This is a genomic window from Lachnoclostridium sp. An131, from assembly GCF_002160825.1.
Taxonomy (GTDB): domain Bacteria; phylum Bacillota; class Clostridia; order Lachnospirales; family Lachnospiraceae; genus Laedolimicola.
This window is the reverse complement of the sequence record NZ_NFLI01000002.1, coordinates 170,155-194,798: the sequence shown is the minus strand read 5'-3', so window position 1 is coordinate 194,798 and position 24,644 is coordinate 170,155. Positions and strand designations below refer to the sequence as shown.

The following is a 24,644-nucleotide window of genomic DNA, read 5'->3' as shown; positions in this document are numbered from 1 at the left end:
TCTTTCCCTCCGGGCTTTCCGCACTTACTCTACATTCTCTGCCGCCGTCTCCGTTCTCTTCCTCTCAAAGCTGTCCTTTGCCTGAAGCAGGCGCATCTCAAAATCCTGCTTGTTCTTCTGCTCCATGCTCTGAAGCACCAGCCCAGCAAACAGCGATTGAAGAGCAGCAATCAGCACAAAGCCGCACACAATCAGAGTCGGAAAACGCGGCACAAGGCCCGTCTGCCAATACTCTATCAGTATCGGAATCAGGAAAACCACCGCCAGCACGGCCAGTATCCCTGAAAGCAGAGAAAAGAAAGCCAGAGGCTTATAATTTTTGTAAAGGCTCAGAATCCGGCTCAGCACCTTCAGCCCATCAGAAAACGTATTCAGCTTCGAGACGCTGCCCTCCGGGCGGTCCCGGTAATCAATCACCACATGATCCACCTGCATGTGCTTGTCCGCCGCATGGATACTCATCTCGGTCTCTATCTCAAACCCTCTGGAGAGCACAGGGAAGGTCTTCACAAACTGATAGCTGAAGGCCCGGTAGCCTGTCATGATATCCTGAATGTTCGTGTCAAAGAACCGGTTGATGCAGTTTTTCACAAAGGAATTGCCGAAATTGTGGAAGGGACGCTTATTCTCTGTATAATAGGTAGAGGAAAGCCGGTCGCCCACTACCATATCCGCCTGCTCCTCCACGATCTTTCGCACCATCTCGAGCGCTGCCTCCGCCGGATAGGTGTCGTCGCCGTCCACCATGAGATAGACCTCCGCGTCAATCTCCCGGAACATCCTGCGGATGACATTTCCCTTGCCCTGCTGGTATTCATGGCGCACGATGGCGCCGGCCTCCCGCGCCAGTCCGGCCGTCCCGTCCGTCGAATTGTTGTCGTAGACATAGACTGCCGCCTCAGGCAGCACCCGCCGGAAATCCTCCACAACCTTTTTTACTGTTTTGCTCTCATTGTAGCAGGGGACAAGCACCGCTATCTTATCCATACATACGTCCTCCGTTTATGATGTTCCATTTTCGGGCCGCTGCCTTCCAGTCTGCCGCTTTCCAGATTACCGTTTTCCGGCCCGCTTTCCCGGCCGCCTGCTTCCTTCCATACCGTCCACATCAGATAAAGCAGAAGAGGCGCGCAGGCGATGAACGGATAATGGTAGCGCATCTTCACCACAGGGCCGAGCAGATTTGTCAGGAAATACGCTCCAAAAGGAACCAGCACCAATGCCCTTTTCCACTGTTTTCCATAAAAGGCCAGCAGGCAGGCAAAAATCCACAGCCATGTGTAAACCCCAAGGTTAAACGCTGCCGCCACAACCGGTACCTTCTGAAAGGAGGCTTCGTTTCCGATTCTCCTGTAAAACTCCGAAAGAGCTGGAAGCTTCGATTCCATCTCCACATCCACATCCTCCCGGAAATCCTTGCAGTAATATTCAAAATAATCCCTTCCATTTTCCGTATCCTCTATAGAATTTCCGGGATACCAGTATCCAAAGGTATTCGCCAGGAAGGAATCTATATAAATCTTTTTATGTCTCATGCCTGCAGAGAGCCAGGCACGCAGGAAGGGCCAGGGATCCTCTGCAAATTTTTCTCCGTGAAAATATGCCTTCACCGGATCGGCAAACCGCGACAGGTAGGACTCAAGCCCCTCTTCATCTATAATCGAAAGAAAGGCTTCCTTTTCTTCCTCCGTCAGGCCCAGGTAGTCCAGATTATAGACCCGGGCAGCGGACTGCATCAGCACACTGCACATCTCCCTGGGATCGCTTTTTTCAATATCCAGGGCGCTGTACACAGGGCCATTATAAATTCCATACAATCCCAGACAAATCAGAATCAGCAGCAGCGTTTTCTTCCAGAACCGCCGAAACACGAAAATCAGGAAGGGAGCGCAGAGCAGAAATGTATGAAATCCATTATTGCGCAGGGCAAACAGGAAAAATACATTCACACAGAACAGGGCCTGCCGCTTCCAGGAAGCGAAAAACGCCTCCTTATCTTCCGCCATGCGGAAGAGCTGTACAATAAAGACTGCAAACACAGCCGTGAACAGCGAATCCTTGGTGGCGCAGAGCGCCATCAGCCCATTCACCGGATGGAAGCCAAGGAACAGCGCGGTTCCCACAAGAAGCCAGCGTGGGACCTTCCTCTGCCGCAGAAACAGGCACACCTCAGCATAGAGAGCCGCCATTGCAAGCATTTGTACCAGCGAATAAAGAAGAGCCCCTGCCTGATTTCCTGCCTGGCCGGAACCGGCCAAGGCATGGCCCAGCATCCGGGTCACGCCCAGCAGAGCCGTGTGCAGAATCGGATGATGGCCTGTCACATCTCCATCCACAAAAGCCGCCAGCTGCCAGCCGGAATCATAGGAGAAAATCCCCGGCCAGGCCGCCAGAAGCACCGGAACCCAGGAAAGAAACAGGATTCCTGCACAGAGCAAATAAAAACGCCTGTCAGAAAGCCCGGAAAGCCAGCCGGCAGGGCTCCTGGATAAGCCGGAAGCTCCATGTTTAAGGTCTCCGGCTTCTTCCCCTTTTGCCCCTGCTGCTCTGTCTGGCTTCTGCCGCGTCAGGCCTCTTAAGCCAAAGCCTGTGCAGATTCCGAAAAACGGAGTCAGGCACAGCACAGCCGGGAAGACGTATGAATTCCAAATGGTATCTGTATAATTCAGCGAAAAGCCAAAAGCTGTCATCGCTGCGAACAGGAGGCCGCCTGCCAGAGAAAACAGAATCAGCCGCCCCGATACATGACTGGCAAAAAAACGTACTCCCAGATACAGAAAAGCTCCAAAGACCGCCATTCCAAGAACGCTGTTTGAAAGCATCGTGCTTTCACCGCGTATCTGATACAGGAGGTTAAAACCATTTACAGCCAGAAAGGCTGCGAACGCCGCTATGATATTTCCTGTCCAAGACCGTTTTTCCGTCATGCTCTCTCCTGTCCGTTATTTAATCGTATAATCTGAATAATCCAGCGAGAAATTCGGATTAAAGTAGGGATCGCCCGCATCCAAATCTGCCTTCCATTTCGTCCGGAACAGATCTACCTCGTGCTGGAACCGCTTCATCTTTTCGCCTTCCTCCATGCCTCTTGTCTTGGATTCATAGTGATACAGCTCCGCAAAGGGAGTGAACACATTCAGATAACCCGCATGGCGCAGCTTCAGACAGAAGTCCACGTCATTGAACGCCACGCTGAAGGTCTCATCCAGACCGCCCACTTCATCATACTGGGCGCGGCTGACCAGGAGGCAGGCTCCTGTCACTGCGGTCACATCCTGCGCGTAGCAGAGACGGCCCATATAGCCAAGGTGCATCTTGTCATCCTTATAATGCGTATGTCCGGCTGCCCGGTGGGCTCCCAGCCCTATGACAATGCCTGCATGCTGAATCGTATTATCTGCGTAATAGAGCTTTGCCCCCACAGCCGCCACGTCCGGGCGCTGGGCGTACATCAGCATCTCTTCCATCCATTCTCTTGTGATGACCTTCATGTCGTTGTTCAGCAGCAGCACATATTTTCCGTTGGTAAAGGTTACGCCAAAATTATTGATACGGGAATAGTTGAAATCGCCCTCGTATTTCACTACCCGTACCTTCGGATTGTGCTCCAGCGCCTTGTAGTAATCAAAGATTTCCTTTGTCTCGCTGTTATTCTCCACGATGACAATTTCATAATTTTCATAGGTGGATTTATTGATGATCGACTCCACACAGCGCGACAAATCCTCCATATGATCCTTATTGGGAATCACGATAGAGATCAGCGGACGCTCCAGAAGCGGATACCGAATCCGGAAAATCGTCGGGAAGGCTCTGGTGCTCTCCACCTTCGCATCCATGCCGTAGACGTCCATAATATGGTCGTGGACAGCTCTTTTTGCCGCATCTACCGCATAGGTCTTGGCATTGATGTCCTGCGCGACAGACGCCTTATGGGATCTCCAGTAATAAAGCGCTTTCGGCACATGATACACCTGTTTTGCCTTGGCTGTCAGCCGCAGGATCATATCATGGTCCTGGCTTCCGTCGTATTCGCTCCGGAATACACCGGTCTCATCCAGTAAATGCTTCGAAAAAGCAGAAAAATGGCAGATATAATTATTCCCCCGCAGATTGTCGATCGCAAAATCCGGTTTAAAATGAAGCACGATCATGTGATCGATGCTGTCTCCCTCGAACGTAATCTCGTCGCAGTAGAGATAATCTGCTCCCGTCTCATTGATTGCCTTCGCATATTCATAAAGCACAGCAGGATGCAGGATATCATCATGATCCAGAAGGGCGATATAGTCTCCTGTCGCCAGCTTCAGGCACTGATTTGTATTCCCCGAGATACCCTCATTGTGATCAAGCACATGGTAGATAATACGCGGATCCTCTGCCGCGTACTTTCTGCAGATCTCTCCCACATAGGCATGCTCGTGATCGCTTCCGTCTGCCAGGCACAACTCCCAGTTCTGATAGGTCTGAGCCCTTACACAGTCCAGAAGCTCCGTGAGGAACTTCTCCGGCGTATTGTAAAGGGGGGTCAGGATGCTGAATTTCACCATGTTCGGAAAGACTGCCTCTCTCTGGCGCTTTGCCTCCTCCGGCGAAGGAAAGCTGGCCGTGCCATGGCGCTTCATGTTTTTGCGCTCCTGCATCTTGCTTCTGACTTTCCGCATCAGGCCCGGAATCGAGCCGTAACGCGTCAGCCGGTCCCGGGTTTTCTCATAAAAGTGAAGCCCCTTACGGAGCGGCGTCGCAAGCTTCCAGGCAAAGCTTCCCTTAATCCGGTCCAGCTTGAAGTTCAGCTCCTCTATCTCCTTTTCACATTCCTCTATTTTGCTTACGAGAACCTCAGATTTTTCTCTCTCCGCTTCGTAAAGCTTTTTATAATCATTCTGTAATTCCTGATTGTCCATGTTCTCCCTCACTGCTGCATCCATTTCCGCGGCAGACGGCCTGCTTATGCCGCCGCTCCTTTTCAAAGCAGCCTTTTACATCAGTTTCTCGCTTGGATCCTCATAGGCGTCGCAAACCTCCTCGGCCTCGCCCATCATCCGGATATGTCCTTTATCGATCCAGATAGCTCTGTTGCAGATTTCCTTCACCTGCTCAATGCTATGGGACACGAACAGCACCGTCGTATTCCGATCCATCATCTCCCGGATACGCTTCTTGCACTTATTCTGGAACTGGTAATCTCCCACTGACAGAATCTCGTCGATGATCAGAATATCCGCATCTACGATGGTTGCGATGGAAAAGCCAAGCCTTGCCAGCATACCGGAAGAAAAATTCTTAATGGGCACATCCACGAACCGTTCCAGTCCGGCAAAGGCAATAATATCGTCAAACCGCTCCTCCAGCATCTCCTGGGGATAACCAATCAGCGCTCCGTTCAGGTAAATATTTTCCCGTGCCGTCAGATCGTGGTCGAAACCCGCTCCCAGCTCAATCATGGGCGCTATGGTTCCCGTCGTCTCCACGCTGCCCTTTGTGGGCTTCAGCACGCCGGCTATGATCTTCAGCATCGTACTCTTTCCGGAACCGTTCATTCCCACCAGCCCCACAGAATCGCCTTTCCTCACCTCAAAGCTGATATCATTCAGGGCCCAGAATTCCTCATAGAAAAGCTGGTGCTTCAGCGCTTTGATCACATATTCCTTGATATTGTCCACCTTTTGTTTGGAGAGGTTGAAGCACATGGACACGTTATTTACTTCTATCGCATTCTCTATCTTCATAGCTCTCTCCTATATTTTCAGTATAAAGCTGTCCTGAGATTTTTTGAATACCAGGGAGCCCACAAGAAGTGCCACCGCGCACCAGATAAGACTCTGCACATGCAGAATGGCAGGAGGCGTCACCCCGTCCAGCACCACCGCGCGGAAAATTTTGATAAACGCCGTCAGCGGATTGGCGTTAATGATAAAGACCACCCAGCGGGGCGCGTCTTCCAGAATGGACATGGGGTAGATCACCGGCGTCAGATACATCCAGGCCGTAGTAATCACCGTGTACAGATGCATCAGATCCCGGAAGCTCACCGCCACCGCCGACAGAAACAGGCTGACTCCCGTGGAAAACAGCAGTACATAGAGCAGAGGAAGAACCGCCAGAAGAATCGTCGGCGTCACTCTCGACCGGGTCACCACCATCACAATCACCAGCGCAATCATGGAAGCCAGCAGATTGACGCCGCTGGACATCACCTTGGTGATGGGAAACAGATATTTGGGCACATAGACCTTTTTGATCAGCTCTCCGCTGTGGACAATGGAACCCATGGCAATGCTTGTGGATTCATTGAAAAAGTTAAACACCAGCTGTCCGCAGAGCAGGTATACAGGAAAGTTCTCCACCTCTCCATAGCGCTGAAAAAAATAGGAAAAGACAATAGACAGCACTGCCATCATCAGAAGAGGATTCAGCACCGTCCAGAGTAAGCCCAGAATGGAACGCCGGTATTTGGTTTTAATATCCCTCATCACCAGCTGGTTGATGAGGGCCCTGTATTTGACAAAGACACTAAGCAAGCTCACGGCGGTATCCTTTCTGAATCACACGGTTTATGACGGCAATCAGCACAAAGGCTCCAAGCCAGATCAGGCCAAAGCGCAGAAAGCTGAAGGTCAGCACCTGGTCATTGGGACGCGGCGTGGAGTAATAGGCATTGTTAAAGATGAAAAGCTCCGTACAGAGCGCGATATAGAGAGAGGCCAGAAAAGTCAGGATATTTCCCTTCCCAAGGATTACCTTCAAAGGGCCTCTCGCATCATGCTGCAGCTTCCAGAGGCCGGAAGAATAAATATCCTCCTCTTCTATCCGAAGCCTGCGGTTCTCCTTTTCCAGTGCATGCTTCTCCTTCATGGCTGCATCCAGCTTGCCGAGCAGCTGCTCCTTTTCCTTTTCGGACACGCTGTGCTTCTTAATCTCCTGCCAGTATTCCTTTTCAGCCAGGCCGAGCTCCAGAACCCTGAAGCTCACCTTCGCTCCGGTCAGCTTCAGGCAGAGAGCCTCGTCCACAAAAAACTTCGGATCCTTATGCAGATACACAAAAATCGGCTCAAAATCCACGTCGCTGTTTGTCTTGATTCTGGAAAAATCAATCGTTTTTGTTTCCCCATCCTCATAGGTCAGGGAGATATCCACCAGCTTCACCATGCTGCTGTCTTCCAGAAGGGGATCAAAACGGAACCCGCAGGTATGCTCAAAAACGCTCAGATCAAAATCCAGCGTTACTGTTTCGCCGGGAACGCAGGTATAAGGAACCGTCAGAGAGTCCTCCGGCCGAAAATCCTTTCCCGTATCGATAAAGACCTCCGCAGTCAGCTGTATATTTTCTTCCATGTTATCGATTCAACTCCTTTAGTTCCTGAGCTCCTTTAAGCCGCCCCATTTCTGATCCTTCTCTGACATGATAAGCTGCATTCCCTCGGGAACCGGCCATTCCACTCCGATATCCGGATCGTTCCAGATGATGCCGCCCTCGTCGTTCGGGTGATAGAAGTCCGTACATTTGTAGGCGAACTCCGCATAATCGGAAAGCACCAGGAAGCCATGGGCAAAATTCTTCGGAATAAAGAACTGCTTTTTATTCTCGGCAGAAAGGCGCACGCCGTACCACTGTCCGTAGGTAGGCGAGCCCGCCCGCAGATCCACAGCCACATCAAAAACCTCTCCGCTGACTACGCGGACAATCTTGTCCTGGGGATGGTTGATCTGAAAATGCAGTCCCCGCAGTACGCCCTTCCTGGATGAAGACTGGTTATCCTGCACAAAGGTCAGATCGATGCCTGCTTCCTTAAAATCGTTGTAATTGTAGGTTTCCATAAAATAACCGCGCTCGTCTCCGAAGACAGCGGGTGTAATGACCTTCAGCCCTTCAATCGGGCAGATCTCCACTGTTATCTTTCCCATTTTTCTTTCTCTCTCTCTGCAGAATTATAAACCGTTGGCCACATCTACCAGATACTGGCCATAAGCAGTTTTCAAAAGAGGCTGTGCCAGCTCCAGCAGCTGATCCCGGTCGATGAAGCCCCGGCGGTAAGCGATCTCCTCGATACAGGAAATGTACATCCCCTGGCGCTTCTGAAACGCCGCCACAAAATCCGCCGCATCAAGAAGAGCGTCGTGATTTCCGGTATCCAGCCACGCAAAGCCGCGCCCAAGGGTTTCCACCTGGAGCGTCCCTCTGCGCAGATACTCGTTATTAATGCTTGTGATCTCAATCTCTCCCCGGGCGGAAGGCTTCACGCCCTTTGCAATCTCGATGACATCATTGTCATAAAAATACAGGCCCGGAACGGCATAATTTGACTTCGGATGCTCCGGCTTTTCCTCGATGGAAAGCGCCCTGCCGTCCGCGTCAAATTCCACTACGCCGTACTCTCTGGGATCCTTCACGTAATATCCGAAAATCGTCGCTCCATGCTCCCTTTCTGCAGCTCTTTTAAGCACCTGGGAAAAGCTCTGTCCGTAGAAAATATTATCACCCAGCACCAGGGCAACCCTGTCGCCGCCGATAAACTCTTCCCCAATCAGGAAAGCGTCCGCCAGCCCTCTCGGATACTCCTGCACCGCATAGCTCATCTGCATGCCAAGCTGTGAACCGTCGCCAAAAAGATCACGGAACACCGGCAGATCACGGGGTGTGGAAATGATCAGCACCTCCCGGATCCCTGCCAGCATCAGCGTAGACAGCGGATAGTAAATCATCGGTTTATCGTAAACAGGCATAATCTGTTTGGAAATCGCCTTTGTAAGCGGATAAAGCCTTGTGCCGGCTCCTCCTGCCAGAATAATTCCTTTCATCACATAACCTCCGTATTCAACAGTTCCAAGGGCTGAGCGCCCTTTCCTCCTGCCTGCTATTTCTCCTGGTACATTTCCTCGTAATACTTCTGATAATCCCCGCTGGTTACGTTCTTCATCCAGTCCTCATGCTCGAAAAACCACTGAATCGTCAGACGGATGCCATCCTTGAACATGGTCTCCGGGTACCAGCCGATCTCCTCCTTGATTTTATCCGGCGCGATCGCGTAGCGGCGGTCATGCCCTTTGCGATCCTCCACATACGTAATCAGATCCGTGCTCACCAGCTTCTTTCTCGGATCGTCGTCCGGAAGCATCTCCTGGAGGGTGTCCAGAATGATATGGATAATCTCGATGTTCTGCTTCTCATTATGACCGCCAATATTATAACGCTCGCCCAGGCGTCCTTTTTCCTGAACCATATCAATGGCCTTCGCATGGTCATCCACATAAAGCCAGTCGCGCACATTCTTTCCGTCGCCATAAACGGGCAGCTTCTTACCCTGCAGCGCATTATTAATAATCAGCGGAATCAGCTTCTCCGGGAACTGATAGGGACCGTAGTTATTGCTGCAGTTTGTGATATTGGCCGGGAAGCGGTAGGTATCCCAGTATGCCTTCACCAGCATGTCCGAGGAGGCCTTGCTGGCAGAATAGGGGCTGTGGGGATCGATGGGAGTCGTCTCATAAAAATAGGTATCTCCCTCCTCCAGGGAGCCATACACCTCGTCCGTAGACACATGCAGGAACCGCTTGTCCTCCTTATAGCTTCCGTCCGGCAGCTCCCAGGCCTTCTTCGCAGCGTTCAGCATCACAAGCGTGCCCAGTACATTCGTCTCCACAAAAATTTCCGGGTTGCGGATGCTGCGGTCCACATGGCTCTCCGCTGCAAAATGTACGACCCGGTCAATATCATTTTCCTCAAAAATTTTTTCAATCGCCTCGCGGTCACGGATATCAGCCTTAATGAAGGTATAGTTTTCACGATTCTCCACATCCTTCAGGTTTTCCAGATTACCCGCGTAGGTCAGAGCGTCCACATTGATGATACGGATAGAATCTCCGTATTTACGGAACATATAGTGAATATAGTTGGAACCGATGAAGCCCGCTCCACCGGTAACGAGATAGGTTCTCATTTAAAATTTCCCTCCTGATTCGTTCATTAGCCATAATTGCGCAGATTATCACCGTATAATATGCGTAATTATGGTACTTTCAGCAGTAGTATATCATTAAACGGCCGGAAGGGCAACATTTTTAAGAGCTCCATTCCGTCTCTCTTCGCTTTTTTACTTGACCGGAATGTTGATTTGGTCTATTCTGACAATAGTATTTTCTAAATTTATATAATGCAGAAGAGGTATATATGAAAAATTTAAAATTAAAGCTTCCTGATTCACTGGCAGGAAGAATCTGCCTTGTGCTTGAAATCCTGTTTATTTTGAGTCTTATTCCCCTGCTGGTCATGGCATTTTATAATCATCCTGTAGGAGACGATTTTACCTATGGAATGGCGGCGCATTTCGCATGGGAATCCTCTCATTCCCTTCTGGAGGTAGTGAAAGCGGCTCTAACTACCGCCCGGGACTCCTGGTTCAGCTATCAGGGACCTTTCGTATCTGCTTTTTTTATGGCCTTACAGCCGGCAGTTATCAGCGAACGCTTGTACCCTCTGACTACCTTCATTATGCTGGGTGCTCTGATCCTTTCCACCAGCATTTTTTTAAAGGTACTTCTCAGGGACTGGTATCAGATTCGAAAAGAATATTGCCGTATCATTACGGTTACGCTTCTTTTTCTGTGTACACAGCTCCTTCCCGCTGCTTCTGAGGCCTTTTACTGGTATTGCGGCGCTGTACATTATATTTTCATGCACTCCTGCATGCTTCTGCTTTTTGCCTACATGCTGTCATGGCTGAAAACCACAAAAAAGAGCAGAAAAATCATCTATATGCTCTGCGCCTGTCTTCTGGCCTTTATGACAGGCGGAGCCAATTTTGTCACAGGCCTTCTTACGGCTGTGCTATTTGTCGTCTTTGCCGTTTTCTGTATTTATTATAAGAAAAAACAAGCCTGCTGGCTGGTCCTTCCATGGTGCATCAACCTGTCCAGCTTTTTTATCTGTGTATCAGCACCTGGAAATCTGGTTCGTGAAGAGGGTACTGCCGGCCTTATGGAACCTCTTTCCTCCATCTATCAGGCCTTCCGGTACTGCCTGAATTATATGGGTGAATGGAATAATTCCTTTTTTATCCTCGCCCTGCTTTTCCTGATTCCGATCCTGTGGAATGCCGTTTCCCATATTCAGGCCTCCTTTCCGCTGCCAGGACTTATCCTGCTTGCTTCCTTTTGTGTATTATCCAGCGCCTTCGCTCCCAACACCTACGCATTGGGAACCTCGGTTATTTTCGATCGCACGCTTAACATTATCATGATGACCTATTATATGCTTGTCATCTTAAACCTTTTCTATCTGTTTGGCTGGCTCCACAGCAGGCTGCAGGCTTACGACGTATCCCAGAGAGATTCACTGCTGTGTTTCTGGCAATCGTTCACAAAAAAATACCATAAGGTGTTTCTGGTGTCCATTTCTGCCAGTCTGATCTTCATGATATTTTTCACTTATCATCAAGATTTGGCCACTAAATCTGCTGTACATGATCTCTCAGAAGGCTACGCCCAGTCCTATCATCAGGAAGTGTTGCACCGCATTGCCCTTCTTACTATGGAAGGTGTCGATGAAGTCTGGGTTCCCAATTTTTCAGTACGGCCGCATCTTCTAGATTTGGAGGACATCTCGACAGATCCGGAAAATTGGAGAAATCAGGCTACTGCGGAGTGGTATGGCAAGAAAATAGTTCATCTGTCTATCGTATACTAGGCAAGAAAAAATCCCCGGTCCTTGACCGGGGATAGCTTTTGCTCAGAATCTACCTTACACTTTCCGGCGCACCGGAACTATACGCTTCAGCCAGCCGGCTGCTCCCTGCGCGCCGTCCACGCCCAGCAGCAGAAAGACAGGCACAAAATTCAGCAGATACCGGGACCGGGTCTCCCAGGCGAGCAGGAACAAAAATAAGCCGAATACTGCCAGCTGCATTGCCTGAATCTCCCGGATTTTTCCCCTTTCCAGGAAATTGCGCAGCACAGAAAGCAGGATTCCTGCCAGGAGCAGAAGCTGAACCGCACTGCAGTACAGATAAGTTTTTGAATAATCTGCCCCGTCATACAGTACCCAGGAATGAAGTGGGCTTTCCTTTACCGGCTCCCGTTTCAGCTTCTCCGGTGCAAAGTACACACCGTCACCCCAGGTAAATTCTATCTTGTCCTTTAAATGCTCCAGCATTCCGGAGACGCCGTATTCCTCCAGCGTATCGCGGATAAACTGCCGGTCTACTTCTTTTTTGGCCTCTTTTCCTTCTGTGGAGGCAGTCATCCAGTACACACCCGCATTGTAACCGCCGCTGTCTACCAGCCCCATCGCCAGCCAGTGCTCCATCGGAAATTCATTTTTCTCTCTGTCTGAGGCGTCGAAAAACGGCATTCTGGCGGGTACAGCGGTCAGCAGCATAACCAGACACACAAAGGGTGTAACCAGATAAAGGCTCTTCTTCAGCCGCTCTGACACTTTTTCCTTCTGAAGCCAGAGATGAATCAGCAGAGCCACCAGAATTACTCCAAGACTCCCCTTTACCTTATAACCGACTGCAAGCACCGCCGCTGTCAGAAGCAGCCACTTCGCATCCTTTTTCCGGTACTGATAAGAGAGAAAAGTGCCTGTCACAAAGGGAAGGGCAAAGGTATCCGTATAGAAAATCGGAGCATGCATATAGAACGGCATAAAGAGCACGCAGCAGAATATGATTAAAAAAGCGGTCCTGCTCCCATACAGCTTCTCCGCCAGAAAAAAGGTGAAAACCATTCCCAGCAGAATCAGCGCAATATTCAGCAGAATCCCCAGCGTTATATAGGAGCACAGGCCGCCGAACAGCTTGAAAAAGCCTGCCAGAAGCATACAGACAGCCACATTATTGGGGTACGTCGTAAAGTACCAGTTGCTGTTGTCCGAAAAGGCCCCATTCTCAGCTATCTCTACAGCCCCCTGGTAAACCGAACCGAAATCCCAGCTCGGATATACCTTAAGCTCCATGCCTGCGTAAAAGAGGCCCGCCGCCATCAGAAGCAGGAGAAGGCAGGAGAGGCCTCTCCAGAACCGTCCCGGATTCTGGAGACTCCGGGAAATTCTTCCGGTCAGATATACCATAAGGAGCATCAGGACAAGCAAGGCTGCCGCCAGAAGGCATACAAGCTTGCTGTGATTCATATAGGATGCCGCTGTAAGCCAGAGAACCGCCCATATTACTGCAAAAACTCCAGAGAATATGAGGAGCAGGCTTTTCTGTATCTTTTCTTCCATGTTTTATCCTTCCAGCGTTATCTGATAATGGTTCCGGCCTTCTCATGGAAGGCTTCCCTGGCCTTCGTAAGCTCTGCGATAACCGCCACGCGGCCTTCTCTGCCCGATACAAAGGAGGCTCCTGCCGCCATCTTCGGAAGAATGGAAGCTCTGGGGAACTGGCCCGCCGCCGCATATTCCTCTACCTGCTCCGGACTTACCACATCCAGCTGCTTTTCCCGTTCCGTTCCGTAGTTGATAGCCATTTTCTCCTGTCCGGTCAGAATCATCAGCATATCCGCATCCAGAAGCTCCGCCATCTTTCCGCTGGCGTAATCCTTTTCAATGACTGCGCTGGCCCCTTTCAGATGATTCCGCTGGCGCAGCACGGGAATGCCGCCTCCGCCGCAGGCAATTACAATCTGATCCGCGTCAAGCAGCGTGCGGATGGCTTCAATCTCTACAATCTCCTTCGGCTTCGGGGCTGCGACAATTCTCCGGAATCCTTTGCCCTCTTCTTCCACGACGAAATTGCCCTTTTCTTCCTCTGCAGCCGCTTCTTCTGCCGTCATATAGCGTCCGATCACCTTGATAGGCTCCGCAAAAGCATCGTCATACGGGTCCACTACCACCTGCGTGATAATCGTGCTCACCGTCTTCATAATTCCCCTGGAAAGCAGCTCCTCCCGGATAGCATTCTGCAGATCATACCCGATATATCCCTGGCTCATGGCAGAGCAGACGGACATAGGCGCAAAGGTATAATCCTGGTGCTCCTTTCCAAATTCATTCAGCGCCGTATGGATCATGCCTACCTGCGGCGCATTGCTGTGGCAGATTGCCAGCTGGCAGCCCTCCTCTACCAGATCTGCTACAGCCTTCGCAGCTCCTTTTACGGCAGTCATCTGTTCCGGCAGCGTCGTGCCCAGCGCTTTATGTCCCAAAGCAAGTACTACTTTTTTCTTTTCCATATCCATTTACCTCATTCGTTTTTTAATAGTATGACAGAAACAGCCGGCGTTTTCATAGTATGACAGAAACGGCCAGACGGCAGATTAAGCTTCCCGCCTGGCCAGGCTGTTTCAAATATTACATTTATTATAATGGGTCACTGCTAAAAAAGCAACGGGCCGCCGCAACATTTTGCGGCGGCCCGCCCCGTACTGCTCCGTGCCTCCCTGCATCTGTACCTCCCCGCAGCAGCGCTGCTTCCCCACAGAGGACTTCACCGGTAATTTTCTGTGCATTTCACGCACTTGCTGTCCCTGCTGCAGCGGAAATCATCTACCATATCATCCACCCGGGTGCAGGTTGCTTTCATAAACCGTACCGTGTGGACGACCTTTGAGGCGTCCACCGGACAGCGGGAGTCAAATTTCTGCGTATAATATCTGTCGTCCTCTTCCTGCTCCTGCCCGGGAACAGCTCCTGCTGCCTGCCGGTATTTTCTTGAAGAGGCCCAGAAGTCCTGACTAGAACCTGAAATCTCTTTTTCCATGCTCAATCTCCTCCAGATTGCGGGCTGCGATCGCGCGGATCTTGTCGCTGGATACCTTCTTCAGCTCCTCCGCAATGACCACCTCTCCCTTTCTTTTTGTATCCTCAGACGCATAATCTACCAGGTATTCCTTCAGCGTCATCAGTGCATTGGGCTGGCAGCAGTTGGCTATCTGCCCGGATTTCACCAGAGACATAAACCTGTCTCCTGTCCGTCCTTCCCGGTAGCAGGCTGTACAAAAGCTCGGAATACAGCCCAGATCCAGCAGCCAGTTTACCACCTCGTCAAGGCTGCGCGTATCGCTCACATCGAACTGTGCGGAGTTTTCCTCTTCCTCCTCCGGTTCCACATAGCCGCCGACGCTGGTGCGTGATCCTCCGCTTATCTGAGATACTCCCAGCTCGAGAACCTTCTCTCTCGTGGCCTTGGACTCCCGGGTCGAAATAATCATTCCCGTATAGGGAACTGCGATGCGTATCACTGCCACAATCTTCGCAAACAGGTCATCGGAAATAGCATTTTCAAAAGTGGAGGCGTCGATATCATCCGCGTTCCGGATACGCGGGACACTGATCGTATGGGGACCGACGCCGCAGGCCGCCTCCAGGTGCTCCGCATGCATCAGGAGCCCCACGAAATCATAACGGTACATATTCAGGCCGAACAGAACTCCGATGCCCACATCGTCAATCCCGCCCTCCATGGCCCGGTCCATGGCCTCGGTATGCCATGCATAATCGTGCTTCGGGCCTGTGGGATGAAGCTTCTCGTAATTTTCCTTATGATACGTCTCCTGGAACAAGATATAAGTCCCTATGCCTGCTTCCTTCAGCTTTCGGTAATTTTCCACTGTCGTCGCAGCAATGTTTACATTGACCCGGCGGATAGCGCCGTTTTTATGCTGAATGCTGTAGATCGTCTGAATACTCTCCAGCACGTATTCGATCGGGTTATTGACCGGATCCTCCCCCGTCTCCAGTGCCAGCCGCTTATGCCCCATATCCTGAAGGGCAATGACCTCCCTTCGGATTTCCTCCTGTGTCAGCTTCTTTCTCGCAATATGCTTGTTTTTTGCATGATAGGGGCAGTAGGTACATCCATTCACGCAGTAATTGGAAAGATACAAAGGGGCAAACATGACAATCCGGTTGCCATAAAATTTCTGCTTGATTTCTCTGGCCAGATGAAACATCCGCTCCACCAGATCCGGCTCCTCACATTCCAGAAGCGCCATGGCCTCCCGGTGATTCAGCCCCCTGCAGTCCGCCGCACGCTCTATCAGCGACTCTATGTAGGGACGGTTATTCTTATTTTCCTGGGCGAACTGAATCGATGCCAGGATTTCTTCATGGTCAATAAACTCCTCTGCGCGTTTCGATGCTGCGTTATACATGATGATAATACCCTCTTTCCTGTTCTTCCGGCGCAGATGCGTCTGGACGCTTTCTGCATATGGTTTGCCTGCTTTCGTGTTCCAGTGTACCGCGTTCGGCACAGGCTGTCAAACCGTCACTTTGTACCATTTACTCCTTGCAAACATACGTTCTGTTAGGTATAATATTGTTATCTCTAATTAACATAGGTAAGTGTCTTACTCCGCGCCGGCGCCAAAGGGGCAGCGCTCCTCATGCGCCGGCGCTGCCCAGACGGAAAGGAGGCGCTGCAGATGGCCGGACAGAAGCACCTTATTTTTCACATCGACGTCAACTCCGCTTATCTGAGCTGGACTGCCCTGGAAAAGCTGAAAAACGGAAGCGAAACCGACCTGCGGACCATTCCCTCGATTATAGGCGGAGATGAGAAAAGCCGCCACGGCGTCGTGCTGGCTAAATCTATCCCTGCAAAAAAATATGGAATTCAGACCGGGGAGCCTGTAGCAGCCGCCCTGCGCAAATGTCCCGGCCTCGTCATGGAGCCTCCCAACCACAAGCTTTACCGGCGTTACAGCCAGGCTATGATCCAGCTTCTCTCCGAAGAATTTTCTTCCGAGCTGGAGCAGGTATCCATCGACGAATGCTATCTGGATTTTACTTCCGTCTCTTCCCGCTATGCCTCTCCCGAAGAGGCTGCCGCGCTCATCCGGGACCGGATCCTGGAAGCCTTCGGCTTCACTGTAAACGTAGGAATCTCCACAGCCAAGGTTCTGGCAAAGATGGCCAGTGATTTCGAAAAGCCCGGAAAGGTACATACTCTGTATCCTGAAGAAATCAGAGAAAAAATGTGGCCTCTTCCTGTGTCCGATCTCTTCATGGTCGGCCGCAGAAGCGCGTCCAAGCTGGAAGGGCTGGGGCTTCGCACAATCGGAGAGCTGGCACAGGCAGATCCCGCCTTTCTGGCCGCACATTTCAAAAGCCATGGGAAGCTCATGTGGGAATATGCAAACGGCATCGATCCCTCTCCTGTTGTCACAGAAAAACAGGAGGCAAAGGGAATCGGGAACTCCACTACGCTTTCGGAAGATGTCACAGAAGCCGCAAAGGCCAATGAAATCCTGTTCTCTCTGTCAGAAAGCGTGGCACGGCGCCTCCAGAAGGCCGGCCAGCTGGCAGGAACGGTGACCGTGGAAATCAAATATTTTGATTTCACCAAAGCCTCACATCAGACGCAGACCTTTTCCCCTGTCAACCGTGCGGAGGATATCTGCCGTCTGGCCTGTTCCCTGTTTGACGAATTGTGGGACGGCCGGCCTGTACGCCTTCTTGGCATCCGTTCCTCGAAGCTTACTGCCAAAGATGAGCCCGTTCAGCTGTCCATTTTTGATCTTCCGCCGGCTGCAGGAAAAGAGCCAAAAAAAGAAGAGGCCACGCAAGCCCCTTCTTCTGAAAAGCTTCAAAAACTGGACGCTGCCATGGAAAAAATCCGCAGAAAGTACGGCGAAAACGCGGTGCACCGGGGCAGCCTGAGAACAAAGGATTCCTGAATATTCCCCATCTCCTAGGCATTTCTCCGATAAATGATTTTCAGCCCCTTCAGCAGCAGAGCGTCGTCCAGGCCGATCGGCGTACGGCAGTAGGGTATGATGTACTTGGCCATGCCCCCTGTCGCCACAGCCGTCACCTTCTGCCCAAGCTCTTCCTCCACCCGGGCAATCATTCCGTCCAGGCAGACTGCATTTCCATAGAGGGCGCCGCTCTTCATGCACTCCACAGTATTGCTTCCGATAAACTTCTTCGGCGGATCCAGGCTGATCTTCGGAAGCTGTGAGGTTCTGCTGATCAGGGCGTCCAGAGCGATTCCTACCCCCGGCATAATCATACCGCCTACGACCTGTTTCTTTTCATTGACTACGGTAAAGGTGGTCGCCGTTCCCATATCGATGATGACCAGCGGACAGCTGTACTCCTCCACTCCTGCCACAGCCCCCACTACCAGGCCGGTTCCCAGCTGAGCCGGGTTGTCTATCCGGATATCCAGTCCTGTCTTTACACCGGGACCGACTACCAGAATCTCACGTCCCGTCACCTTTGCAGCCGCACGGCGGATCACATTGGTCAGCGGCGGAACCACAGAGGAAATGATTCCTCCGTCCAGCGTCTTTCTGTCAATCTTATAGAGCTCCAGCACCGTTTTAATGCTGATGGCATATTCCAGCTCCGATTTTGTCCCGTCTGTATGGAGACGCTCCACAAAGACAATGTCGTCTCCCTGAATACAGCCGATTTCTATATTTGTATTTCCCACATCAATTGCCAGTATCATATCAGTCTACTCCTTCCAGGGACGCATCCGCAGCGCCTGGATCTGCCTGGTATTCCGGCGCCTTTCCAAGCATCCATGCGTCAAAGCCTGCCATTACCTTCGGAATCACGTAGTGGCTGCCTCCCCGTCCCTTCACATCCTCAATCATCATGGTAATCAGCAGCGGTTTGTCTGTGTCCTCCGTACAAAGCCCCACAAACCAGCCAAGCTCCGTGCCGGTCGTATCATCCTGAGAGTCCTTGAGCTCTGCCGTTCCTGTCTTGCCAGCCAGACGGTAACCGCTCCGGTATGCCTCATGAGCTGTCCCCTCCTCTGATTCGACCACCCGGTACAAATCATTTAACACAATCTGAGACGCTTCCGGCGTAAAGACATGTTCCTTCCAATAAGAAGTTTCCTGCCCTTCTGTCAGGTATGGGCGCACCATACTTCCATCGTTTACAAGAGCCGAGTACATGGAGGACAGATGAATCGGATTTACCAGCACCTTTCCCTGTCCGTACCCGCTGTCCGCAAGCTCCATGTCCGAGGTGATTTCCCCGTCCGTCCCATAGGAGGATGCCGTCAGCGCAAAGTCAAAGGGAAGCTCTTCTCCAAACCCGAGGGAATCCAAGCCTTCTCCAAAGCTCTCGGCGCCCATGCCTACAGCCGCCTTGGCAAAATAAATATTGTCAGAGTGAATCAACGCATTTTCCAGATTTTTCACAGAATAATCCTCCAGCGTCGTCACATAATAGCTGCCCCAGCTGGAATCCAGCTGCCAGCGGAGCCCGTCATTTGGAACCTCCGCCTCCGGGTCAAGTGTTCCCTTTGTCAGCGCGAGCGCCGCCGTCACCGGCTTAAAGGATGAACCCGGAACCCAGGAAGCCAGCCAGCGGTTGTATAAAGGCTGGGCCTCGTCCGCATTCAGCGCTTCCCAGGCGCTTGCAGTATAGCCCATCACAAAATCATTGGGATCATAGGCCGGGGTACTCACCAGCGCCAGCACAGCCCCGCTTACAGGATCCATGGCTGCTGCGCAGCCTTCGTCTCCTTCCATTTCCTGATAGAGATACTGCTGCAATGTGATGTCTATAGTCAGCACCACATCCTCTCCATCCTCAGGAGCCTTTTCCAGTACTATTTCCTTTACATCTCCCAGCTCATTCAGGATCTGAATCGAATAGCCGTCCTTCGGACGCAGCTGCTCTTCATAGACACGCTCGGCTCCCGCCTTTCCGATGATACTGTTCTGATTATACCCCTGTCCCTGCCGCTCCTCCAGCTCCTCTGCCGTGATATTCTGCACATAGCCTGTCAGCTGGGCCGCTTTCTCCCCAAACGGATAGTAGCGCACAACCGTATCCGTGATCATCACTCCCGGGATTTCCAGAAGCTGTGTTTTCAATTCTCCTGCTTCCTTCGAGACCGTGCGCAGAGGGACAAAGGTATCGTCCCGGACCCATCCCGCGCTCAAAGCATTTTCTATCTTCTCTACACTGATCTCCAAAAGGGACGAAAGCTGCTCGAAGGCAGCCTCCCGATCCTCCGGGAGCTTTCCGGGCACAAGCCCCACAGAGGACGCTACGCCTTCCCGTGCCAGCTCCACGCCGTTGCGGTCATAGATATTTCCCCGTTTCGCCTCCGTAGTTACCACGCGGACCCTGTCCGTATTCTGGAGATCCGGGAAGATATCCTGGCTGTCCCATTCCATCCTATAGGCGCCTTCCTCATCCTTTTTAAAAATAGCCACCATATGATCGAAGGACAGCTCGCCTGCCAGCGTCTGCATGGTAATCGAATACTCCACCCGCTGCGTATCCGCATCCTTCTCTTTTTCTTCATCCTCTGAAATTGTAACTGCAATATCCTGAGCCTCGATTCCGCTGTAGATATTCCGGTTGCGGTTTACAAAGGTCTCCTCGTCCGTCTCCGCCTTTGCTTCCTCGGAAAGGTAGGAGTACATCTCCTCATAATTTCCCTCGTTCAAAAGCTGAATGTATTCTGTCAGAAGCTGTTCCGGCTGTACCTGTTCCTTTCCGCACCCCGCCAAAAGGCAGAAGCCGGTCAGGATTCCGGCTGCCGCCGCTGCTTTTCTCATGTTTCCTTTCCCTGCTTTTCCTTTTTTCATGCTCTCTTCTCCCTCTGTCTCCGACAGATGATCAGCCTCCAGCCGGCCCGCCCGCCGGAAAAGCTTTCCTGTCCTCAGTGTAACATGTGCCCTGTCTGTATTACAAGGGCAGTTTTGTCAAATACCGCCGCTCCTGTGTCCGTTTGTTATCGTACTTCTATTCACCGCAGCTTTTCTTTCACAAAATTCCCCTGTAGAGATACCTTACGGGCGTTTCCGCCTCATTCTCCGGACAGAATACAGAGACGCTGTACCCTTTGACCTCTTCCGATACGTGGGCTCCCGGAAAGGACACGCTGCCGTCTGCATCAAGATAACGGATGCCCTCGGTACTGTAGCCCCAGCTCCGCTCTCCATAATACAGAATTCCATAGACATCCTCATTCCAGCCTTCCACAGTTTCCTGCAGCGGCAGCACACGCATGGCTTCCAGAAGAGGCCTCAAGTCCTTCTCCCGCTCAAATTCCATGCTCGCGGCTCCGCCAAGCCAGATCGTTATCCTGTCCGAATGGGCCGCATTATAATCAATCAGATAGCTGTCCACAAAATTTCCTTCCTCATCGTATCCTTTTATAAAGGTATAGAACGCCTCCACAGTACCGTCCGCCCGAAAATGCAGATTAAAGCTGTTCACAAGGCAGAGTGTCTCCGGGAGCTTTATTTTTGTCCGGATATCCTGAAGAATTCCGTCCAGCCCGTCTTCATAAATGTTATCGTGTACCAGGCGGACCCTCCGGCTGCGTCTGAGCTCGTCTACAGCCCAGGCTAGCCGGCCATTGAATGGAACCGCGCTCCAGGAAGTCCCCGCAGCGCCGAGCACCGTCACCGCAGCCAGCAGAAGCGCTGCAGGAATCCGCCAAAACTGCACCGCAAGGATCCCCTTCTGCGTCAGCTTCAGCTCCAGAAATTCCCGCTTCTGCTCGGAAATACTCTCTGTATCCAGCCATACAAACTGGTGCCGCCTCAGAAACAGAAAAATATGGCCTCTTTTCTTCCTGTACCAGCGCACATCACCCAGATCAAATACCTTCTGTTCTTCCGCCCCATTCTTCTCCTGGAGCACCGCTATACAGTTTCCTTCTATCTCAAATTCAGAGAAGACTTGTCTCAGGCTTCGCTTTCCATACACGTGCAGCTCAGCCAGGTACACGCCCAGATAAACAGCGAAAAACAGGAGGCAGGCTGCCAGAAGGAATAGATTTCTCCGGACTCCGCCGTGCAGGCACAGCCGCAGAAGGGCTCCCCAGGCTGTCACATAAACAACCAGAAACAGTGGACTGAACAGTCTTCGGGTCCACAGAAGCCCTCTCAGCTTCCTTTTCCAGCGGCGCACCGCCTGATCCGGGCGGCGGGTTTTCCGATTTCCTTTCATATACCTGTCCTTTCTACTTTCTTAACACCTCTCCCGTATAATTCCAGGTCGCGCCCAAATCCTGCGACTCATATCGCAGCTTGACTCCTCCCATTTCGGAATATTCCTCCATGCTCAGGTACACGCAAAGGCGGTCCTCTTTCTGCTCCGGCACATAGGCCATTGTATAATACTCCGCGTTCTCTGCGTCAGATCCTGGGAGGGCACACAGCTTCCAGTTCACCCCTCCATCCTCTGTCCGGTACAGCAATGGCCGCTGGGAGCTCTGAATCGAAATAAAGCCCACCTCCGGAGTCATGAATTCCGATCCTGTAAGCAGGGAATGAGAGCCTCCCGCGCCGAGAGCTGTCTCTCGCTCCACCTTGGTCCAGGTAACTCCTCCGTTCTCCGTCCGGTACAGGATATCTCCTTCCTGCCGCATGGCTCTGCCTGCTGTGAGAACCAGAAAACCATGCTCCGCATCCGGAAAGCTCAAAAACAGCCGGCGCACATCCGGATACTCATAGGTCACGACACTGGTCATCCATGTTTCGCCCTGATCCTTCGACCAGGTCACTGTCACCGGCACCTCCGGAGAGCCGCCGTAAGCGAAAGCGGTCATCTCTTCCGAGACTACATAGCTTTTCTCCTGTACGCCTGTAAGCGCCCCATCCAGCTGATCTCCCCGCGCCGTCAGCGCCTCCAGCTCAATCGGAACCTCCTTCCATGTCTCCCCGTCGTCCCAGGTAGCCTCCGTCACGCCGTCCCGGGTCCTTGCCCGGCAGACCGGCTGGTTCCAGAGATCGAGCTCCTGAAAGCCTGTATCAGCCGGAATGCCTGCCGCCTCACAGCCTGCCAGAACCTTTTCCAGCTCTGCGATTCCTGTCAGCTCGCTGATATTCCCTGTTTTGCTGATTCGTACTGCCCATTCAACGTAGAGATATTCTGTCCCATCGTCATATCCCCGCTGTACTCCCGGAAGCGCCCTCACCTCGGGAACGTCGTCCTTGTCCATCGTCAGATACCGGAAACGGACTGCACACACGGCCTCCTTCTCATTCTCCCCGAGGAGCGCTATGTCTCTCCCGTCTATCCATGCCCAGTCTATACCATCCGCCAAATCAGAATTCATCCGGCTTCCCAGCTCCTGGTCTCCAAAATACATGACAAAGCGGTATGCCAGAGCAAATGCCGCCTGTTCCGTACTCTGCGCGTTTTCCACCTGCCAGGGGCCTGAAGCGCCGGCGTCCCGGGCCTCTTCTTCCCCTGCATCCTGAGAAGAAGACCGGATATCTTCCCCGTTGGCTTCTCCAGAATCTCCCTCGTCCGCAGAATCCATGGTCTGCGCTCCCTGGCTCTGCGCAATGATCTCTATCATCTGCTGACCGGACTCCTCCGTAAAGTTATCCGGCAGCCCATAGCCCTCATAGATATTCTGCGGCTGACTGGCCTCGTACTCCGCCTGCGCCCTCTGGCGCCACTCATTTACATAATCCGCCGCCATCACAACCGTCACAGCGGACAATATCAGGCAGACCGCCGCTCCCGGAATGCCAGAACGCTCCCGCGTATCCTCGATCACGGCAAGCCTTGCCTTCATCACAGCCTTGCTGTTGTAAAAATACGCAGAGTACGGAAGCTCTTTTCTTTTTCCTTTCCGCAGGGATTCCAGCAGAAAATCCGCATAGGCCCTCCGGTCGGCTTCTGCCTTTCCTTCTATCACGCTCTGATCGCAGGCCACCTCCACATCCCGGAAGGCCGCCGCCTTCAGAAGATAAAAAAGAGGCTGAAACCAGAGCAGGCAGGTACCTGCCGCAAAAAGCAGCTTATACCAGAGATCCTTTTTCCTTACATGTGTGCACTCATGCAGAAATACCATATGAAGCTCCGCCCAGGTGTACTCCTGCTCTGGAACCAGCATAACCGGAGCGGCAAAGCCCAGAACCAGAGGCGTGCTGACTGCGCTACTCTGATACAGCGGCGGCACATCCGTACACCCCGCCTCCTCTGCTGCCTGCTGGCAGGCGCTCTGCATCCAGGATGCCTGTACCGGATACATTCTCTCGAGAGCCTTCTTACGGAAATGCTGATAAGAGGCAAGCTGCCGTATTCCCATAACCAGCACACCCAGCACCCAAATCACCAGAAGCAGCGGCTTCACCATATAAAATCCCATCCGCACATCAATGCTGATATCCATGTAAATAAACCTGTCAAAAAACCATTTATGCAGATACAGCATCCAGAGCAGCAGAAGAACCCACAGAACCTTTCGGTGCTTTGCCTGCAGCATTTTCATCCTCTCTCCTTTCTCTTCTGATTCAGAAAATTCTGAAGCTCATCCAGATCCTGATCTGTCAGCTCCTCTCCCTGTCCCAGAGCGGCTACAAAATTTCCTACGGAATTCTGATACAGGCGCTTCCAGATACTGCGGCTTTCCTCTCTGAGATATGCTTTCTTCTCGATCAAAGGCTCATAGACGTTGCTCCGGCCTTCCTTTCGAATCCGGACAAAGCCCTTTTCCTCCAGCCTGGACAGAAAAGAAAGAATCGTCGTGGCGGAAAGCTGCCTGTCACGCGGCATCCGCTCCTCAATCTCTGTTCTGGTCACAGGCCGCCCTGCATCCCAGATAATCATCATTAATTCCAGCTCTGAATCCGGCAGCCGTCTCATCTTATCACTCCCTTTTCGATCCTATATTTCCTGCAGATATCCCTGCCTGAAATTCGCTGTGCTCCGCACCGCCTTCCAATTTTATTCGGCAAATGCAGGATATCATTTCTTATAT

General features: G+C 51.9%; 20 protein-coding genes. 2 read left to right on the top strand and 18 right to left on the bottom strand.

Annotated features, from left to right (window positions below; all coding sequences use genetic code 11):
• Positions 1-24: 24 nt before the first annotated feature.
• The 9 genes from B5E77_RS02465 to rfbB all read right to left on the bottom strand — a co-directional run bounded on the left by B5E77_RS02465 (position 25) and on the right by rfbB (position 9,938).
• Complete coding sequence (locus B5E77_RS02465) at positions 25-987, bottom strand: glycosyltransferase family 2 protein (RefSeq protein ID WP_087163809.1); 963 nt, start codon at positions 985-987, stop codon at positions 25-27.
• Positions 975-2,927 (bottom strand): DUF6020 family protein, encoded by a 1,953-nt coding sequence (locus tag B5E77_RS02460; RefSeq protein WP_087163808.1) that lies wholly within the window; start codon positions 2,925-2,927, stop codon positions 975-977. The genes B5E77_RS02465 and B5E77_RS02460 overlap by 13 nt, the downstream gene beginning before the upstream one ends.
• Before the next feature lie 15 nt (positions 2,928-2,942).
• Positions 2,943-4,904, bottom strand: a complete 1,962-nt coding sequence (locus B5E77_RS02455) for a glycosyltransferase family 2 protein (protein ID WP_242963555.1) — start codon at positions 4,902-4,904, stop codon at positions 2,943-2,945.
• Between the two features lie 75 nt (positions 4,905-4,979).
• On the bottom strand, positions 4,980-5,729 hold the full coding sequence (locus tag B5E77_RS02450; protein WP_087163806.1) for an ABC transporter ATP-binding protein: 750 nt from the start codon (positions 5,727-5,729) through the stop codon (positions 4,980-4,982).
• 9 nt (positions 5,730-5,738) lie between these two features.
• Entirely contained in the window at positions 5,739-6,527 is a 789-nt protein-coding gene (locus tag B5E77_RS02445; protein ID WP_275532748.1) for an ABC transporter permease, read from the bottom strand.
• Positions 6,514-7,335, bottom strand: a complete 822-nt coding sequence (locus tag B5E77_RS02440; protein WP_087163805.1) for a hypothetical protein — start codon at positions 7,333-7,335, stop codon at positions 6,514-6,516. Before B5E77_RS02440 ends, B5E77_RS02445 begins: the two co-directional genes overlap by 14 nt.
• 18 nt (positions 7,336-7,353) lie before the next feature.
• Positions 7,354-7,905 carry a dTDP-4-dehydrorhamnose 3,5-epimerase gene (gene rfbC, locus B5E77_RS02435; RefSeq protein WP_087163804.1) on the bottom strand — a complete coding sequence of 184 codons (552 nt, stop codon included), beginning with the start codon at positions 7,903-7,905 and terminating at the stop codon, positions 7,354-7,356.
• A 24-nt stretch (positions 7,906-7,929) separates the two neighbouring features.
• On the bottom strand, positions 7,930-8,799 hold the full coding sequence (rfbA, locus tag B5E77_RS02430; RefSeq protein WP_087163803.1) for a glucose-1-phosphate thymidylyltransferase RfbA: 870 nt from the start codon (positions 8,797-8,799) through the stop codon (positions 7,930-7,932).
• Between the two features lie 56 nt (positions 8,800-8,855).
• Positions 8,856-9,938, bottom strand: coding sequence for a dTDP-glucose 4,6-dehydratase (rfbB, locus tag B5E77_RS02425; RefSeq protein WP_087163802.1), 1,083 nt, complete (start codon positions 9,936-9,938; stop codon positions 8,856-8,858).
• Between the two features lie 230 nt (positions 9,939-10,168).
• On the opposite strand from rfbB, the gene B5E77_RS02420 reads away from it, so the two are divergent.
• Complete coding sequence (locus B5E77_RS02420) at positions 10,169-11,683, top strand: DUF6056 family protein (RefSeq protein WP_087163801.1); 1,515 nt, start codon at positions 10,169-10,171, stop codon at positions 11,681-11,683.
• Positions 11,684-11,737: 54 nt separating this feature from the next.
• On the opposite strand, the gene B5E77_RS02415 is transcribed toward B5E77_RS02420, so the two are convergent.
• From B5E77_RS02415 to hydG, 4 genes are all read right to left on the bottom strand, one after another.
• Positions 11,738-13,219: a glycosyltransferase family 39 protein gene (locus B5E77_RS02415; RefSeq protein ID WP_087163800.1), complete on the bottom strand. Its 1,482-nt coding sequence runs from the start codon at positions 13,217-13,219 to the stop codon at positions 11,738-11,740.
• A 17-nt stretch (positions 13,220-13,236) separates the two neighbouring features.
• The gene (gene arcC / locus B5E77_RS02410; protein WP_087163799.1) at positions 13,237-14,169 is read right to left on the bottom strand and encodes a carbamate kinase; all 933 of its coding nucleotides are present in this window, start codon (positions 14,167-14,169) and stop codon (positions 13,237-13,239) included.
• A gap of 254 nt (positions 14,170-14,423) precedes the next feature.
• Positions 14,424-14,696 carry a hypothetical protein gene (locus B5E77_RS02405; protein WP_087163798.1) on the bottom strand — a complete coding sequence of 91 codons (273 nt, stop codon included), beginning with the start codon at positions 14,694-14,696 and terminating at the stop codon, positions 14,424-14,426.
• Positions 14,671-16,089: a [FeFe] hydrogenase H-cluster radical SAM maturase HydG gene (hydG, locus tag B5E77_RS02400; protein ID WP_087163876.1), complete on the bottom strand. Its 1,419-nt coding sequence runs from the start codon at positions 16,087-16,089 to the stop codon at positions 14,671-14,673. The genes B5E77_RS02405 and hydG overlap by 26 nt, the downstream gene beginning before the upstream one ends.
• A 273-nt stretch (positions 16,090-16,362) precedes the next feature.
• On the opposite strand from hydG, the gene B5E77_RS02395 reads away from it, so the two are divergent.
• Positions 16,363-17,616 carry a DNA polymerase Y family protein gene (locus B5E77_RS02395; RefSeq protein WP_087163797.1) on the top strand — a complete coding sequence of 418 codons (1,254 nt, stop codon included), beginning with the start codon at positions 16,363-16,365 and terminating at the stop codon, positions 17,614-17,616.
• 14 nt (positions 17,617-17,630) lie between these two features.
• On the opposite strand, the gene B5E77_RS02390 is transcribed toward B5E77_RS02395, so the two are convergent.
• The 5 genes from B5E77_RS02390 to B5E77_RS02370 all read right to left on the bottom strand — a co-directional run bounded on the left by B5E77_RS02390 (position 17,631) and on the right by B5E77_RS02370 (position 24,529).
• A complete protein-coding gene (locus B5E77_RS02390) occupies positions 17,631-18,395 on the bottom strand; it encodes a type III pantothenate kinase (protein ID WP_087163796.1) in 765 nt (254 codons plus the stop codon).
• A gap of 1 nt (position 18,396) precedes the next feature.
• The gene (locus B5E77_RS02385) at positions 18,397-20,505 is read right to left on the bottom strand and encodes a penicillin-binding transpeptidase domain-containing protein (protein WP_087163795.1); all 2,109 of its coding nucleotides are present in this window, start codon (positions 20,503-20,505) and stop codon (positions 18,397-18,399) included.
• A 178-nt stretch (positions 20,506-20,683) separates the two neighbouring features.
• Entirely contained in the window at positions 20,684-21,877 is a 1,194-nt protein-coding gene (locus B5E77_RS02380) for a hypothetical protein (RefSeq protein WP_087163794.1), read from the bottom strand.
• 13 nt (positions 21,878-21,890) lie between these two features.
• Positions 21,891-24,155 carry a M56 family metallopeptidase gene (locus tag B5E77_RS02375; RefSeq protein WP_087163793.1) on the bottom strand — a complete coding sequence of 755 codons (2,265 nt, stop codon included), beginning with the start codon at positions 24,153-24,155 and terminating at the stop codon, positions 21,891-21,893.
• On the bottom strand, positions 24,152-24,529 hold the full coding sequence (locus B5E77_RS02370) for a BlaI/MecI/CopY family transcriptional regulator (RefSeq protein WP_087163792.1): 378 nt from the start codon (positions 24,527-24,529) through the stop codon (positions 24,152-24,154). The genes B5E77_RS02375 and B5E77_RS02370 overlap by 4 nt, the downstream gene beginning before the upstream one ends.
• Positions 24,530-24,644 lie beyond the last annotated feature (115 nt).

What these genes read in the sequence shown, in the direction of transcription:
- B5E77_RS02465 (WP_087163809.1), bottom strand. Translation starts at nt 987, where the DNA reads ATGGATAAGATAGCGGTGCTTGTCCCCTGCTACAATGAGAGCAAAACA.
- B5E77_RS02460 (WP_087163808.1), bottom strand. Translation starts at nt 2,927, where the DNA reads ATGACGGAAAAACGGTCTTGGACAGGAAATATCATAGCGGCGTTCGCA.
- B5E77_RS02455 (WP_242963555.1), bottom strand. Translation starts at nt 4,904, where the DNA reads ATGGACAATCAGGAATTACAGAATGATTATAAAAAGCTTTACGAAGCG.
- B5E77_RS02450 (WP_087163806.1), bottom strand. Translation starts at nt 5,729, where the DNA reads ATGAAGATAGAGAATGCGATAGAAGTAAATAACGTGTCCATGTGCTTC.
- B5E77_RS02440 (WP_087163805.1), bottom strand. Translation starts at nt 7,335, where the DNA reads ATGGAAGAAAATATACAGCTGACTGCGGAGGTCTTTATCGATACGGGA.
- rfbC (WP_087163804.1), bottom strand. Translation starts at nt 7,905, where the DNA reads ATGGGAAAGATAACAGTGGAGATCTGCCCGATTGAAGGGCTGAAGGTC.
- rfbA (WP_087163803.1), bottom strand. Translation starts at nt 8,799, where the DNA reads ATGAAAGGAATTATTCTGGCAGGAGGAGCCGGCACAAGGCTTTATCCG.
- rfbB (WP_087163802.1), bottom strand. Translation starts at nt 9,938, where the DNA reads ATGAGAACCTATCTCGTTACCGGTGGAGCGGGCTTCATCGGTTCCAAC.
- B5E77_RS02420 (WP_087163801.1), top strand. Translation starts at nt 10,169, where the DNA reads ATGAAAAATTTAAAATTAAAGCTTCCTGATTCACTGGCAGGAAGAATC.
- B5E77_RS02415 (WP_087163800.1), bottom strand. Translation starts at nt 13,219, where the DNA reads ATGGAAGAAAAGATACAGAAAAGCCTGCTCCTCATATTCTCTGGAGTT.
- arcC (WP_087163799.1), bottom strand. Translation starts at nt 14,169, where the DNA reads ATGGAAAAGAAAAAAGTAGTACTTGCTTTGGGACATAAAGCGCTGGGC.
- B5E77_RS02405 (WP_087163798.1), bottom strand. Translation starts at nt 14,696, where the DNA reads ATGGAAAAAGAGATTTCAGGTTCTAGTCAGGACTTCTGGGCCTCTTCA.
- hydG (WP_087163876.1), bottom strand. Translation starts at nt 16,089, where the DNA reads ATGTATAACGCAGCATCGAAACGCGCAGAGGAGTTTATTGACCATGAA.
- B5E77_RS02395 (WP_087163797.1), top strand. Translation starts at nt 16,363, where the DNA reads ATGGCCGGACAGAAGCACCTTATTTTTCACATCGACGTCAACTCCGCT.
- B5E77_RS02390 (WP_087163796.1), bottom strand. Translation starts at nt 18,395, where the DNA reads ATGATACTGGCAATTGATGTGGGAAATACAAATATAGAAATCGGCTGT.
- B5E77_RS02385 (WP_087163795.1), bottom strand. Translation starts at nt 20,505, where the DNA reads ATGAAAAAAGGAAAAGCAGGGAAAGGAAACATGAGAAAAGCAGCGGCG.
- B5E77_RS02380 (WP_087163794.1), bottom strand. Translation starts at nt 21,877, where the DNA reads ATGAAAGGAAATCGGAAAACCCGCCGCCCGGATCAGGCGGTGCGCCGC.
- B5E77_RS02375 (WP_087163793.1), bottom strand. Translation starts at nt 24,155, where the DNA reads ATGAAAATGCTGCAGGCAAAGCACCGAAAGGTTCTGTGGGTTCTTCTG.
- B5E77_RS02370 (WP_087163792.1), bottom strand. Translation starts at nt 24,529, where the DNA reads ATGAGACGGCTGCCGGATTCAGAGCTGGAATTAATGATGATTATCTGG.